Below are 12,519 nucleotides of genomic sequence, written 5' to 3'. Positions count from 1 at the left end.
ACTCAGTCGTCGGCCGCCCCGACCGACGCCTCGTCCCCACCGAACGCGCTCTGGAGGTCGTACTCGCTGCCCGTGACCAGATAGAGGAGGTCCTCGACGACGACGGCCAGTTCGGGCAGTTCCCGCGCCAACAGCCACGTCACCGCGACCAGCGCCACCACCGACCCGACCTGTGCGAGGATGCGGTCGGCGAGGTAGTACGAGACCATCCGCGGGTCCGACAGGCCAAAGAGCGCCATGACGGCCCCCTCGAAGAACTGCATCCGCTGGAGCCCCAGCGAGAGCCCGATGAACACGTTCCGGAACAGGTTCAACACGTAGATGACCGGCACCGCGACCGCCAGCGCGCGCAGTTTCCGCCCCAGCGGCGCCTCGACGGCGAGAATTCCCCCGACGAAGATGCTGATGCTCCCCACGCCGGTACACGCGAGCAGAATGTTGTACGTGATGGGGCCACCCTCGTGGTCGAACCAAAACGTGCTCTCGTAGGGGTACTTCTTGGTCGCGATGCGCACGCCCTCGTGTGAGAGTCCGTCGACCACCAGCGGGTCGTACCCCACGAGCGACATCAGGAACGCCGTCTGGTCGGTGACCACCTCGACGAGCACCTGTCGCAGCGGCCCGATGGTGAGAAAGGGCACGTAGATGAGCCCCATGAACCCGACGGCCCGCGTCAGGACGAACAGCGAGTCCCGGCCGTTCCACAGCAGGTAGCCCGCGTACAGCGACAGTGGGACCGCGGCGACGCTCCCGACGCCCTCGACGATGCTCTTCTGGACGAGCGCGAAGTGGGGTATCAAGACGAGCCAGAACGCACCGAACAGCCCCCAGCCGGCGACGGCGGCGTACCGAGCCAACTCCTCGTCGGAGCGGACCAACACCGCGCTCCCGAGGAAGGCCGCGAGCACGAGCCACATCAGCGGTTCGGAGACCGCGAGCGGGTCGAAGGGCACGGGCAGTCCGTCCCCGCCCGCCGATGCCTGCAGGACTGCCGGTAGCATGGCTCCACGTTGGCCGATTCCGCCTATATGCTTTATCGTTGCACGCGGCGCGCGTGGCTGTCGCTACCGACGTAGCGCGCGAAGAAAAATCGGAAGTCAGGGACCGGAACGGCTCCGGTTAGTGTTAGTTGTCGCGGCGGACCGCCAGCAGCGCCGCAGCGACGAGCGCGATGAGCGCGATGGCAGCCGTGAAGCCGGGACCGCTGTCACCAGTGGTCGTCGGCGGCTCGGTTGCCGTGTCGGTCATCGGCTCGGGAGTCGGCGTGTCCGTTTCCGGCTCGGGAGTCGGCGTGTCCGTCTCCGGCTCCGGCGTCGGCGTGTCCGTCTCCTCGCCACCGACCGTCACTTCCGCGGAGTCCGTGACAGGGGACCCGTCGGACGTGTACGGCGCGTCCAGGGAGCCACCGGCGAACTCGTAGGCTTGGTCGTTGTCGGTGTCGAGGTGCGGCATGGCGACCGCAGTGAAGTCACCGGACTGCTCGGAGTCCAGCGTGACCTCAACGTCCTCGTGGCTGCCAGCTTCCAGGTAGCTCGAGTTACCGATGACGTCACCGGTAGCCGAGCCGTTGTGGATGGCGATGAAGCCACCGTTGGACAGCTGCGCGCTGTCGACGGTGACTGTCGTGCCGTCGGATTCCTGGTCGCTGATGCTCACGGTTGCGACCGGGGCCTCGGTGATAGCGCCATCGATCTCGTCACCGATGTCGCTGCCACCGACGCGGGTCTGCGCCGTGAAGTTCACACCGGGGCTGTTGTCGCTGAAGTCAGCAGAGGCCGTGAAGGAGCCGTCGGGCTGAACGATCGCCGTCGGCTGCTTCAGGAACGGACTCTGGCTGGACTGGCTCCGGATGCGAACGGTGAGCTCCGTACCGGGCGCGAGGTTGGTCGTGCCGGGGATGGCCTGACCGGTCGCGGCTTGCACGGAGATGTCGTTACCGTTGTTCAGCGTCGCTTCGCGGTCCTGGATGGTGAACGAGTCGTTGACTTCGACCGAGTCCTCGCTGAGGGCGCGGTCGTCACGGCCGACCATCGTGAAGTTAGCCGTGACCTCGTCACCATCGTCCGCGTTGAGCTGGCTGCTGATGTCGTCGACGACGACGAAGTGCGTGTCGTTGGCCTCGTCGTAGACAACCTGCAGGTTGTCCGTGTCGACGGCACTGATGTCGGTGCCGGTCGCGTCGACGTTAGCACCGGGGTCGCCGTCTTCCAGCGTGTGCGTGAAGACCTTGATGCTGTCTTGGACGACGGAGTCGTCGACAGCGGGGTCAGTGTCGCCGGCCTCGGAGGCGGCGGACATCGACTGGTAGACTTCCTCGTCGGTGTTACTGGTGGTCGTTTCGAGGTAGGCGATGACGCCCTCCAGACCGGACGCTTCGATCTGGATGACGGCAGCGTCATTGTCGGCGACCGTGTCGGACTGCGTGACGTTGTCGCTCTCGACGAGGTCGTAGATCGTCGAAGCCTGCTGGTCCTCGTCGACATCCGAGAGGTCGTCGTAGTTGTCGGACGAGGTGGTCCAGACGGTCGCGTTGTCGGTGGTGCGCTCGGTGAGCGAGAGAGTCGAGACGTCGTTCGCCTCGTCAACGTAGTTCTCCTCGCCAGCCTGCACGCTCACGTCGTAGTCCGTCGCGGCGAGGACTTTGTCCCCGACGTTCCGGGAGCTGTCGACTGCGACTTCAGGGTTGGCGTCCGGAGCGTTGACCGAGAACGAACCGTTCTCACGGAGGTACGTGATCTCGTCGTCGTCGTTCTTGGTCTGGATGACCGGGCCGATGAGGGAAGAGCTCCCCGTCGTGCCCGTTTCCTCGACTGCGCCAGCCGAGTAGCTGTTGAACTCGAGGACGACCGCACCGTCGCCGTTCCCGTCTTCGACGTTCACGGTCAGGTTGTAGTTGTCGTCCTCGTAGTCACCGATCTCGACCGTCGCGGTGTCGGTGTTCGAGAGGAGCACCGGAATCTCCGCCACGTCGCCGCGGTTCTCGGAGATGACGGACTCGTTGAGAGTCGCCGCGTCGCCACCGGTGTCGGCCACCTCGATGGTGTCCGAGTCGGACGCGCCGGTGTCCGTCACGTTCGTCTCGAACGTGTAGTTACCGGCGTCCATGTCGCTGAAGTTGAACGACCACGTCTCGTACTGCTCTGCGTTGTTGACTGTAACGGTGTCCTCGTCCTCGTAGACCGTCGAGACGTTGGAGGAACCGATGATGTCCTGCAGGTCGTCCGTGTCGAGGTCGCCCTGGGCCGAGATGTTGACGTTGTAGCCGCTACGAACGTCGGAGCTGATCTCGAAGCCGACTGCGTCGGCGTCCTCGGAGTTACTGGCCGAGTCGTCGTCGAACTCGGCGGTGAGGTCCTGCGTGACGACCTCGAACTCGCCGGCTTCGACGTCAGCCTCGGCGGAGGCACCGCGGTCAGTTCCGGAGCCGGAACTGTCGACCTCGATGACGGTACCGTCGTCGGCGTCGACGAGGACGAACTCGCCCTCGTTCAGGCGACCGTCGAGTTCGAACTCGATGACGCCGTTGGAGTTAGCCGTGATCGTCCGGCGGAGCGCGCCGACCTGCTCGGCGTCGCTGCTCGTGTCGACGGCACGGACTTGGTAGTCGGTGTTGTCCGTCAGACCTTGGACGAACACGTCCTGACCGCCGTAGAAGGTCCCGCCGGACTGCAGGGCGGTCCCGTCAACGTCGGTCTCGGCGACCGTCAGGTCCGTACCGATGTCGGCGAGTTCGACGTTGTCGCCGTCACTGTCGAGGACAGTGGCGCGGTAGTTGTAGTCCGTGTCAGAGTCGACCTGGGGCGTACTGAACGAGTACGTGAAGGTGACCGTGACAGTGTCACTGGTGACACCTTGGTCGGTCCCCGTGGTCACGCGCAGGGTGTCCTGCACGCCGTCGTCGTCTTGGCCGTCGACGGGGCTACTCTGCACGTTCGTGCTGTAGCCACCGTTGGTGCCGGAGACGGTCGCGGAACTGACACTGACCGAACCCTGATTGACTATCGGGTTCGGGATGTTGACGTGGAACGTGTCGGTATCACCGTCGTTGGTGTTGACATCGTCCACAGTAAACTGTACTGTCTCGCCGTTAAGCGACTGGCCTTCGTCGACAGGGTTCGTACTATACGAACCACTGGCAACGTTGGCCGCAGCGGCTGCTCCGCCAGAGAACGCGACGGTCCCGGCGAACACCGAGAAGACCATCAGCGCTGTGAGGAACAGGCTGCGGATTTTTTCGTTGGTTTCTGTCATAGTTTGTGGTTGCTATCGGGCGGTTCCAGCCGTTTTCCACGTGGTCGGAGCGCAGTCACCGCGACCACGCGTAGACCGAGCCGGTGTACTCACTTCTGGAGCCATGGGTAGGGGTACGGTCAAACGATACGGCGGACATTATAAATGTTTTGTGGTCAGGTGTGCAGGATGAGAGGAATACCCATGCTCGATTTCAGCCGTCTCACGGCCTTTGATGAGTGTATAAGCGCTTTGTGGTTCGTTTCACGTTCTCGTCATATGCGCGTCTGACGCGTGGGTATTATACACGTGGTTCGCACACGACAGACATTAGCCCGTCGAGAGTGCATCGTCGGTGGGAAACATGACGAGCGTCGCCCTCATCGTCCTCGACACCCTTCGGAAAGACAGCTTCGACGAGTACTTCGACTGGCTGCCGGGCTGTCGGTTCGAGAACGCGTGGGCGACGAGTTCGTGGACCGTCCCCGTCCACGGGTCGCTGTTCACCGGTCGGTACCCCAGCGAGTCCGGCGTCTACGCGCAGGCCGAGCGGCTGGACTACGACGGGGCGGTCCTCGCGGAGCGGTTGCAGGACATGGGATACACCACGCGCGCGTACAGCGCGAACGCGAACATCTCCCAACCGTTCGGCTTCGACCGCGGCTTCGACGAGTTCGAGACGACGTGGAAGGCCGACCGCTACGACGACGACGTGGTCGACTGGGGAACGTTCATCTCCGAACACGGGACCGAGGGACTGGGCCGGTACGTCGCCGCTCTAAAGACAGTACTCGGTCCGGAGACGAACACGCGCAAGTCCGTCGCCCGTGGGCTGAAACTGAAAGCCGAGGACGCCGGTCTCGGGCGGTTCGTCGACGACGGCGACGGGGCCGAGGGACTGCTGGACCTGCTCCGCCGCGAGTCGTTCGACGACCGGACGTTCCTCTTTGCGAACCTGATGGAGGCCCACGCGCCCTACGACCCGCCGACGGAGTACCGGCGGACGGACGTGGACTACAGCCCCAACATCGAGGACACCATCTCCGAGAGCGGTCCATCGGGCGACCACGAGGCGATTCGGCAGGCCTACGACGACAGCGTCCGCTACCTCGCCGACGTCTACCGGGACGTGTTCGAGGAGCTTCGAGCGGCCTTCGACGTGGTCGTCACCGTCAGCGACCACGGCGAGATGTTCGGCGAGTACGGCGCGTGGGAACACACCCACGGCGTCTACCCGCAGTTGTGTCACGTCCCGCTCTCGATACACGCCGACGGGGTCGAGCGCGACCGGGTCGAGACACCGGTCACGCTGTGTGACGTGGCCCCGACGGTCCTCTCGGCGGCGGGCGTCGACGCGTCGGACCTCCCCGGCGAGGACTTACTCGACGACCCGCCGGCCCGGGACCTGCTGGTCGAGCGCCACGGGCTGAAGGCCGGCCACATGCACCTCCTCGAAGAGCGCGAGTACGACCAGTCGGTCATCGACCGCTACGACGCGGAGCTGTGGGGGACCGCACAGCCGACCGACTACTACGGCTGGGAGACGCTATCGGGGTTCGAGGAAGTCGGGTCGGCCGACCGTGGCGACCCGCGGGACCGACTGGCCGAACTGCGCGACGCACTCGACCGGGCCGAGGTCGAACAAGCCGACGACGAACTCGACGTGCCCGACGACGTGGCCGACCGGCTGGAGCAGCTGGGTTATCGCTGACATCTCTCGGCAACTGCTGACTGGTGACTTGTCCTCGCGCACGCGGGCGACGAGTAAACACGGCCGCTACTCGGTCGGTACGACCGCCTCACGCACCAGCGGCCAGTAGTGCCACCAGACGACCGTCAGCAGGACCGCGGTCCCGACGGGGACGGCGGTGTAGCCGACGCGGCGGTCGAACCCCCGGAAGACGAGCAGTTGCGACAGCGCCGCGGCCGACAGCGAGACGGCGGTGAGGGCGGGCGCGTCCCGGCGCAAGACTCCCGCGGCCGCGCCGACCGCGCCAAGCAGGTACAGGGCGACGCCGCCGCCCCAGACCTCGATGAAGCGGGGGAGCCCGAGGGTGTAGCGGTAGAAGAAGTCGTATATCGTAGTGACGCCCAGCGGGTTCGTGTTGACCAGCCCGAACGTGAACACGAGCGTGAACTCGTCGCCGACGACGACGACCGTCCACGGGACGAGACCGGCGGCGAGAACGGTGAGAAAGCGGCGGATGTGGGCGTCCATGGGGGGACGCAGGACCGGGCGGTGATAAGTCGTCCGTGCGCGGGCGACGTTACCGGTTGGCGACGATGCGCAGCACGTCCTCGTCGGCCAGTTCGTGGTCGCGGCCGACCTGCTGTTCGTCGTGTTTCGCGCTCGGGCCGGAGACGCGGGCGAAGCGGAACCGCTCGTCGAAGCTCCCGCCCAGTTTCTCGCAGGCGTCGTCGACGGTGTCGCCCTCGCGGAGAACGAGCGGTTCCTCGTAGTCGACGCCGCGGCCCGGCTTGTCCATGTAGACGCGGATGAGTCCCAGCGCGTCCCAGATGCGGTCGCGCAGGCCGTCGAGCCCCTTCTGCTCCTCGGCGCTGATGAAGACGGCCGATTCGGGGTCGATGTCGTGGTCCCGGAGTTCGTCTTTGACCGTCGGGACGTAGTCGGGTTCGATGAGGTCGGCCTTGTTGACCGCGACCAGCGAGGGGAGGTAGACGCGGTTGTCCATCACGCCGTCGATGAGGCGGTCGAGGTCGACCTGCTCGCCGACGGTCACGTCCGCGTTGACGTAGCCGTGCTCCCGGAGAACGCTCTTGATGGTCTCCTCGTCCAAGTCGAGGTCGACGGAGCTGTTGACCGACAGGCCGTCCTTGGCTTTCTTGCGGATGGAGACCCGCGGGGGGTCCCTGTCGAGGCGTATCTTGTTCGCGTACAGCTCCTCGCGCAGGCGGTCGTACTGCTCGATTTCGAAGACCGAGACGAGGAAGACGACGAGGTCGGCGGTCCGGACGACCGAGAGGACCTCCTGTCCGCCGCCCCGCCCGTCCGCCGCTCCCTCGATGAGTCCGGGCACGTCGAGAATCTGGATGTTCGCGCCCTTGTACTGCAACATTCCGGGGTAAACGTCGAGCGTCGTGAACTCGTAGGCCCCCGTCTCGGAGTCGGCGTTCGTCAGGGCGTTGAGCAGCGTCGACTTCCCGACGCTGGGGAAACCCACCAGCGCGACGGTGGCGTCGCCGTGCTTCTCGACGCCGTAGCCGCCGCCACCGCCCGAGGAGGACTGCTGTTCGAGCTTCTCTTTCTTTTCGGCGAGTTTCGACTTCAGCCGGCCGATGTGGGCCTCTGTCGACTTGTTGTAGGGCGTGTCGGCGATTTCCTCCTCGAGTTCCGCTATCTCCTCTTCGAGCCCCATTACGTGTAGGTCGGCCCCTCACACCGAATAAGGCTTTCCTCATCGCCTACACGGGAGCGGGAACGAGGGGCGGCCGCGTGATTCCGACACACCTATACCACGTCCGCCGACATGTTCGACAATGGCAAGTGCGGACCGGTTCCGCGACAGCACGCAGATACTCCTCCCGTCGGGAGCGCTCGACGGCGTCCGCGAGGAGTTAGAGGCGGAGTTTACCGTCACGGTCCGGGACGAGGGCGGACAGGTGCGCATCATCGGCTCCCCTGTGGAAATCAAGGAGGCCGGCGACTTCCTCGCGATGAACGGCGTGAACTTCGCCTGAGACAACGTACGGACCCGTGTGTCGGCGTCACGGGGCCGGTGTTGAAACGCAATCCTTTAAACTGCCGCGAGGGATTCTCCCTGTATGGCTGGAACTATCGAAGTGCTCGTCCCCGGCGGGCAGGCCGACCCCGGCCCGCCGCTCGGTCCGGAACTCGGCCCGACGCCGGTGGACGTGCAGGCAGTCGTACAGGAGATAAACGACCAGACCGCCGCGTTCGACGGCACGGAGGTCCCCGTCACCGTCGACTACGACGACGACGGCTCGTTCACCATCGACGTCGGCGTCCCGCCGACAGCCGAACTGGTCAAGGACGAGGCCGGCTTCGACACCGGCAGCGGCGAGCCCCACGAGGAGTTCGTCGCCGACCTCTCGGTCGACCAAGTCAAGCAGATCGCCGAGCAGAAACACCCCGACCTGCTCGCCTACGACGCGAAAAACGCCGCGAAGGAGGTCGTCGGTACCTGCACTTCGCTGGGCGTCACCATCGAGGGTCACAACCCCCGCGAGTTCAAAGAACGCATCGACGACGGCGAGTACGACGACGTGTTCGCCGACGAGGCCGCGGCGTAAGCCGACAGCGAGCAACCGGACGCCTGCAGGTCGAATTCTCTCTCGGTTTCACACGGCTGACAGTGACACCGCCCCAGTCTATCAGTCCGCTCGCTCGCCGTCGTCGGCCAGCGGTAGTCTGACGGTGACGCTCGTTCCGCGGTCGTCGTCGACGGTGACCGCCACGTCGCCGTCGACGGACTCGGCGAGCCACTTCACCAGCCACGTGCCCAGCCCGTTGCCGTGTGCAGTCGGCGACTCGTCGCGGTCGCCGACGAGGAGAGCACGCTCCAGCGGGGGGATGCCGGGCCCGTTGTCGCTGACGGTCACGCTCGCGTGTGTGCCCTCGCGGCCGACCTCGAAGGTGACGCGGCGCTCGCTCGTCGACAGGTCGTTGTGGACCACGGCGTTCGTCCCGAGTTCCGAGAGGAGCAACCGGACGGGTTCCTCGCCCAGCACCGTCACGGCCTCGGGCCCGTCGACGGCGACGGTCGACTCGGGGAACTGCGCCCGGAGTTCGGTCGCCACCTCCTGCGCCGCCGCGGTCAGGTCGACCGGGTCCCGTTCGCCGTCGTCACGGCCGAGCAACTGGCGCTGGACCGTCCGGGCGTGTTCGGTGCGGTCGATGAACGACTCCGCACGCGAGCGAATTCGGTCGGCGGCGGCGCGGACCTGCGGCGGCAGGTCGTCCGTGTCGGCGATGGATTCGGCCGACAGGAGTACCACGGACATGTCGTTGCGGAGGTTGTGCCGGAAGACGCGGTTGAACACCGTTATCTGTGACTCGCGGCGGTCCAGCGTCCGGGCCAACTGGTCGAACCGCCGTCCGATGCGCTCCCACTCGGCCGTCGACCCGAGGTCGAGGGTAGTGTCGTAGTCGCCGGCCTCCAGCGCGTCGAAGCCGTCGAGGAGCGTCGCTATCCGGCGCAGCGTCAGCCGGGAGGCCCAGACGCCCAGCACCGCGACGGCAAGCAGCGTCGCCACGACGGCGGCCGCCTGTTGGTAGGTGGCTCGTCGGAGCGGGGCCTGAATCACCCGTCGGTCGACTGTGACGGCGACGACCCACCCGGTTCGGGCGACAGTGTGGCGGGCCGACAGCGCGTCCGCGGCGACCGGTCGCTCGCGGTACAGCGAGCTGTTCGAGGCGGTCCTGACCGACAGCGTGTGGGCGGGCGGCAGGACGCTCCCCGCCTCGGCGAAGAAGTCCGTCTCGGTCAGGTGCAACGCCGCGTTGAGCGTCCCGACGACGCGCCCGTCCCGACGGATGGGGGTCGAGATGGTGACGATGAGGTTCCCGCTCTCGGCGACGAGCGGGTCGCTGACGTACTGCCGGCCGCCCAGCGCCGCTTGGACGTACCGGCGGTCGCCGAAGTCCTCGCCGACCAGTTCTGCCTGTTGCTCCGCCGAGAGGCCCGCGGCGTCGATAGCGACCATGGTCCCGTTGGCCGCGACGACGGAGACACCCTCGAACTGCGAGCGCTGGCGAAACGCCGCGAGGGCCTCACGCTGGTCCTCGGTCCCCTCGGCCGCCACGGCGTCGTTGGCGGCCCACAGCGCGACGGTGCGCTCTTGCTGTTTGATCTTGGTGTCGAGCGCGTCGGCGACAGTTATCGCACCGGTCCGCAACGACTGCTGCTCGCGGTCGGTGATGCCTTCTTTGTGTACCGCGAATCCGGCGTAGACCACCCCAGAGAGGACTGCCGCGACGACTACCAGCGTCACCGCCAGCGTAGTCCGCAATCGCATTGGCGGAGACGTGGCGGCGTCGCACCATAAACCGACCGGGAGCCGAAACGGCGGTTCGACGGTTTTAAGTGGCGCATCGGCTTCTTCCCGCACGAGACAGGCATCCGCCTGTTTCACTGACCCGTAGCAGCCGTTTGGCGCACTACGGAGGTGAACAATGGCAGATCAGGAAATAGAGCAAGCAGTCTCTCGCGCACTCGAGGACGCACCCGAGCGGAACTTCCGCGAGACGGTGGACCTCGCAGTCAACCTGCGCGATTTGGACCTCAACGACCCGTCGAACCGCGTCGACGAGTCCGTCGTCCTCCCTGCCGGCACCGGTCAGGAGACCGTTATCGTGGTCTTCGCCGAGGGCGAAACCGCCCTCCGTGCCGAGGAGGTCGCAGACGACGTACTCGACCACGACGAACTCGAGGAACTCGGTGGCGACGACGACGCAGCGAAGTCGCTCGCCGACGAGACCGACTTCTTCATCGCCGAAGAGGGGATGATGCAGGATATCGGTCGCTACCTCGGGACCGTCCTCGGTCCGCGCGGGAAGATGCCGGAACCGCTCGACCCCGACGACGACGTCGTCGAGGTCGTCAACCGTACGAAAAACACCGTGCAGCTCCGTAGCGGGGAGCGACGGACGTTCCACACGCGCGTCGGCGCGGAGGACATGTCCGCCGAGGACCTCGCCGACAACATCGACGTCATCATGCGTCGGCTGCACGCCGACCTCGAGAAGGGGCCGCTCAACGTCGACACGATGTACGTGAAGACGACGATGGGCCCCGCAGTGGAGGTGGCCTGAGATGAGCGCCGAAGACGTCCGCAAGACCGAGACCATCCCGCAGTGGAAACAGGAGGAGGTCGACGACATCGTGGGCATGCTGGAGTCCTACGAGAGCGTCGGCGTCGTCAACATCGCCGGGATTCCGTCCCGGCAGCTACAGGACATGCGCCGCGACCTCCACGGTACCGCGGAGCTTCGCGTCTCCCGGAACACGCTGCTCGAGCGTGCCCTCGACGAGGTCGACGACGGCCTCGAGGACCTCTCGGGCTACGTCGCCGGACAGGTCGGACTCATCGGGACCGACGACAACCCGTTCTCCCTCTATCAGGAGCTGGAGGCCTCGAAGACCCCCGCGCCCATCGGCGCGGGCGAGGTCGCCCCGAACGACATCGTCATCCCCGAGGGCGACACCGGCGTCGACCCCGGCCCGTTCGTCGGCGAACTCCAGAGTGTCGGTGCCGACGCGCGCATCCAAGAGGGGTCCATTCAGGTCCTCTCGGACTCGACCGTACTGGAGACCGGCGGGGAGGTCACGCAGGACCTCGCCAACGTCCTCAACGAGCTCGGTATCGAGCCCAAGGAGGTCGGCCTCGACCTCCGTGCCGTCTTCGCCGACGGCGTGCTGTTCGAACCCGAGGAGCTCGAACTGGACGTCGACCAGTACGCGAGCGACATCAAGGCCGCCGCGAGTCGGGCGTTCAATCTCTCGGTCAACGCCGAGTACCCGACCGACACGACGGTCCGGACCATGCTGCAGTCGGCCCGTGGCGACGCCAAGAGCCTCGCGCTGCAGGCCGCCATCGAGGACCCCGAGGTCGTCCCCGACCTCGTGAGCAAGGCCGACTCGCAGGTCCGCGCGCTCGCCGCGCAGATAGACGACGCCGAGGCCCTGCCTGACGAGCTTCAGGACGTGGAGGTCTCGCAGGCGACCGAGGAACAGACCGACGACCAGACCGAGGACAGCGCATCCGACGCCGCCGATGCCGAATCGGAGGCCGACGAGGCCGACGCCGACGACGCCGACGACGGCGACGATGACGACGACGAGGACGCCGGCGACGCGCTCGGAGCGATGTTCTAACCACACCACACAACCACAACAATGGAATACGTTTACGCTGCACTCATCCTGAACGAATCGGGCGAAGAGATCAACGAAGACAACCTCACCGACGTGCTGGAGTCCGCCGGCGTCGACGTCGAGGAGTCCCGCGTCAAGGCGCTCGTCGCGGCCCTCGAGGACGTCGACATCGACGAGGCCGTCGACGAGGCCGCTGCCGCGCCCGTCCCCGCTAGCGGCGGTGCCGCCGCGCCCGCCGAGGGTGGCGACGACGCCGACGAGAGCGAGGACGAGGAAGCCGAGGCAGACGAGGCCGACGACGGCGGCGACGACGAGGACGACGACGAGGACGACGAGGCCAGCGGCGAGGGCCTCGGCGAGCTGTTCGGCTAACGCGGCCACCTCACGTCGAGACCACACATTCTTTCGACGCGCGTGCCGAGTAGCGACAGCG

The 12,519-nt window shown here is 66.3% G+C and carries 11 protein-coding genes; 6 read left to right on the top strand and 5 right to left on the bottom strand.

The window, feature by feature from the left end; all coding sequences use genetic code 11:
- Positions 1-2: 2 nt before the first annotated feature.
- Both artA and ACV7JO_RS04355 read right to left on the bottom strand, forming a co-directional pair.
- Positions 3-1,001 carry an archaeosortase A gene (artA, locus tag ACV7JO_RS04360; RefSeq protein WP_470355127.1) on the bottom strand — a complete coding sequence of 333 codons (999 nt, stop codon included), beginning with the start codon at positions 999-1,001 and terminating at the stop codon, positions 3-5.
- Positions 1,002-1,125: 124 nt separating this feature from the next.
- Positions 1,126-4,251 carry a DUF7282 domain-containing protein gene (locus ACV7JO_RS04355; RefSeq protein ID WP_470355126.1) on the bottom strand — a complete coding sequence of 1,042 codons (3,126 nt, stop codon included), beginning with the start codon at positions 4,249-4,251 and terminating at the stop codon, positions 1,126-1,128.
- 343 nt (positions 4,252-4,594) lie between these two features.
- Here ACV7JO_RS04355 and ACV7JO_RS04350 point away from each other — a divergent pair, with 343 nt between their 5' ends.
- Positions 4,595-5,941 carry a sulfatase-like hydrolase/transferase gene (locus ACV7JO_RS04350; protein ID WP_470355125.1) on the top strand — a complete coding sequence of 449 codons (1,347 nt, stop codon included), beginning with the start codon at positions 4,595-4,597 and terminating at the stop codon, positions 5,939-5,941.
- A 66-nt stretch (positions 5,942-6,007) separates the two neighbouring features.
- On the opposite strand, the gene ACV7JO_RS04345 is transcribed toward ACV7JO_RS04350, so the two are convergent.
- On the bottom strand, positions 6,008-6,448 hold the full coding sequence (locus ACV7JO_RS04345; RefSeq protein WP_470355124.1) for a TIGR04206 family protein: 441 nt from the start codon (positions 6,446-6,448) through the stop codon (positions 6,008-6,010).
- A gap of 49 nt (positions 6,449-6,497) precedes the next feature.
- A complete protein-coding gene (locus tag ACV7JO_RS04340; protein WP_470355123.1) occupies positions 6,498-7,607 on the bottom strand; it encodes an OBG GTPase family GTP-binding protein in 1,110 nt (369 codons plus the stop codon).
- Positions 7,608-7,728: 121 nt separating this feature from the next.
- On the opposite strand from ACV7JO_RS04340, the gene ACV7JO_RS04335 reads away from it, so the two are divergent.
- Together ACV7JO_RS04335 and ACV7JO_RS04330 are read left to right on the top strand one after the other, a co-directional pair.
- Positions 7,729-7,929 carry a VNG_1110C family protein gene (locus ACV7JO_RS04335; protein ID WP_470355122.1) on the top strand — a complete coding sequence of 67 codons (201 nt, stop codon included), beginning with the start codon at positions 7,729-7,731 and terminating at the stop codon, positions 7,927-7,929.
- A gap of 84 nt (positions 7,930-8,013) precedes the next feature.
- On the top strand, positions 8,014-8,502 hold the full coding sequence (locus tag ACV7JO_RS04330) for a 50S ribosomal protein L11 (protein ID WP_470355121.1): 489 nt from the start codon (positions 8,014-8,016) through the stop codon (positions 8,500-8,502).
- 81 nt (positions 8,503-8,583) lie between these two features.
- Here ACV7JO_RS04330 and ACV7JO_RS04325 read toward each other — a convergent pair whose 3' ends face one another.
- Positions 8,584-10,227: a sensor histidine kinase gene (locus ACV7JO_RS04325; RefSeq protein ID WP_470355120.1), complete on the bottom strand. Its 1,644-nt coding sequence runs from the start codon at positions 10,225-10,227 to the stop codon at positions 8,584-8,586.
- Between the two features lie 157 nt (positions 10,228-10,384).
- Between ACV7JO_RS04325 and ACV7JO_RS04320 the strand changes: the two genes are divergently transcribed.
- The 3 genes from ACV7JO_RS04320 to rpl12p are packed head-to-tail and all read left to right on the top strand — an operon-like array spanning position 10,385 to position 12,458.
- Positions 10,385-11,023, top strand: coding sequence for a 50S ribosomal protein L1 (locus ACV7JO_RS04320; RefSeq protein WP_470355119.1), 639 nt, complete (start codon positions 10,385-10,387; stop codon positions 11,021-11,023).
- A 1-nt stretch (position 11,024) separates the two neighbouring features.
- Positions 11,025-12,086 carry a 50S ribosomal protein L10 gene (locus ACV7JO_RS04315; protein ID WP_470355118.1) on the top strand — a complete coding sequence of 354 codons (1,062 nt, stop codon included), beginning with the start codon at positions 11,025-11,027 and terminating at the stop codon, positions 12,084-12,086.
- Between the two features lie 21 nt (positions 12,087-12,107).
- The gene (gene rpl12p, locus ACV7JO_RS04310; protein WP_470355117.1) at positions 12,108-12,458 is read left to right on the top strand and encodes a 50S ribosomal protein P1; all 351 of its coding nucleotides are present in this window, start codon (positions 12,108-12,110) and stop codon (positions 12,456-12,458) included.
- Positions 12,459-12,519 lie beyond the last annotated feature (61 nt).

The sequence above is a fragment of the Haloarcula sp. MBLA0138 genome (assembly GCF_055632455.1).
This window is presented reverse-complemented; position numbering and strand designations above follow the sequence as displayed.

Bases quoted from the DNA above. Each gene is read 5' to 3' on its own strand.
- artA (WP_470355127.1), bottom strand. From the start codon at position 1,001: ATGCTACCGGCAGTCCTGCAGGCATCGGCGGGCGGGGACGGACTGCCC.
- ACV7JO_RS04355 (WP_470355126.1), bottom strand. From the start codon at position 4,251: ATGACAGAAACCAACGAAAAAATCCGCAGCCTGTTCCTCACAGCGCTG.
- ACV7JO_RS04350 (WP_470355125.1), top strand. From the start codon at position 4,595: ATGACGAGCGTCGCCCTCATCGTCCTCGACACCCTTCGGAAAGACAGC.
- ACV7JO_RS04345 (WP_470355124.1), bottom strand. From the start codon at position 6,448: ATGGACGCCCACATCCGCCGCTTTCTCACCGTTCTCGCCGCCGGTCTC.
- ACV7JO_RS04340 (WP_470355123.1), bottom strand. From the start codon at position 7,607: ATGGGGCTCGAAGAGGAGATAGCGGAACTCGAGGAGGAAATCGCCGAC.
- ACV7JO_RS04335 (WP_470355122.1), top strand. From the start codon at position 7,729: ATGGCAAGTGCGGACCGGTTCCGCGACAGCACGCAGATACTCCTCCCG.
- ACV7JO_RS04330 (WP_470355121.1), top strand. From the start codon at position 8,014: ATGGCTGGAACTATCGAAGTGCTCGTCCCCGGCGGGCAGGCCGACCCC.
- ACV7JO_RS04325 (WP_470355120.1), bottom strand. From the start codon at position 10,227: ATGCGATTGCGGACTACGCTGGCGGTGACGCTGGTAGTCGTCGCGGCA.
- ACV7JO_RS04320 (WP_470355119.1), top strand. From the start codon at position 10,385: ATGGCAGATCAGGAAATAGAGCAAGCAGTCTCTCGCGCACTCGAGGAC.
- ACV7JO_RS04315 (WP_470355118.1), top strand. From the start codon at position 11,025: ATGAGCGCCGAAGACGTCCGCAAGACCGAGACCATCCCGCAGTGGAAA.
- rpl12p (WP_470355117.1), top strand. From the start codon at position 12,108: ATGGAATACGTTTACGCTGCACTCATCCTGAACGAATCGGGCGAAGAG.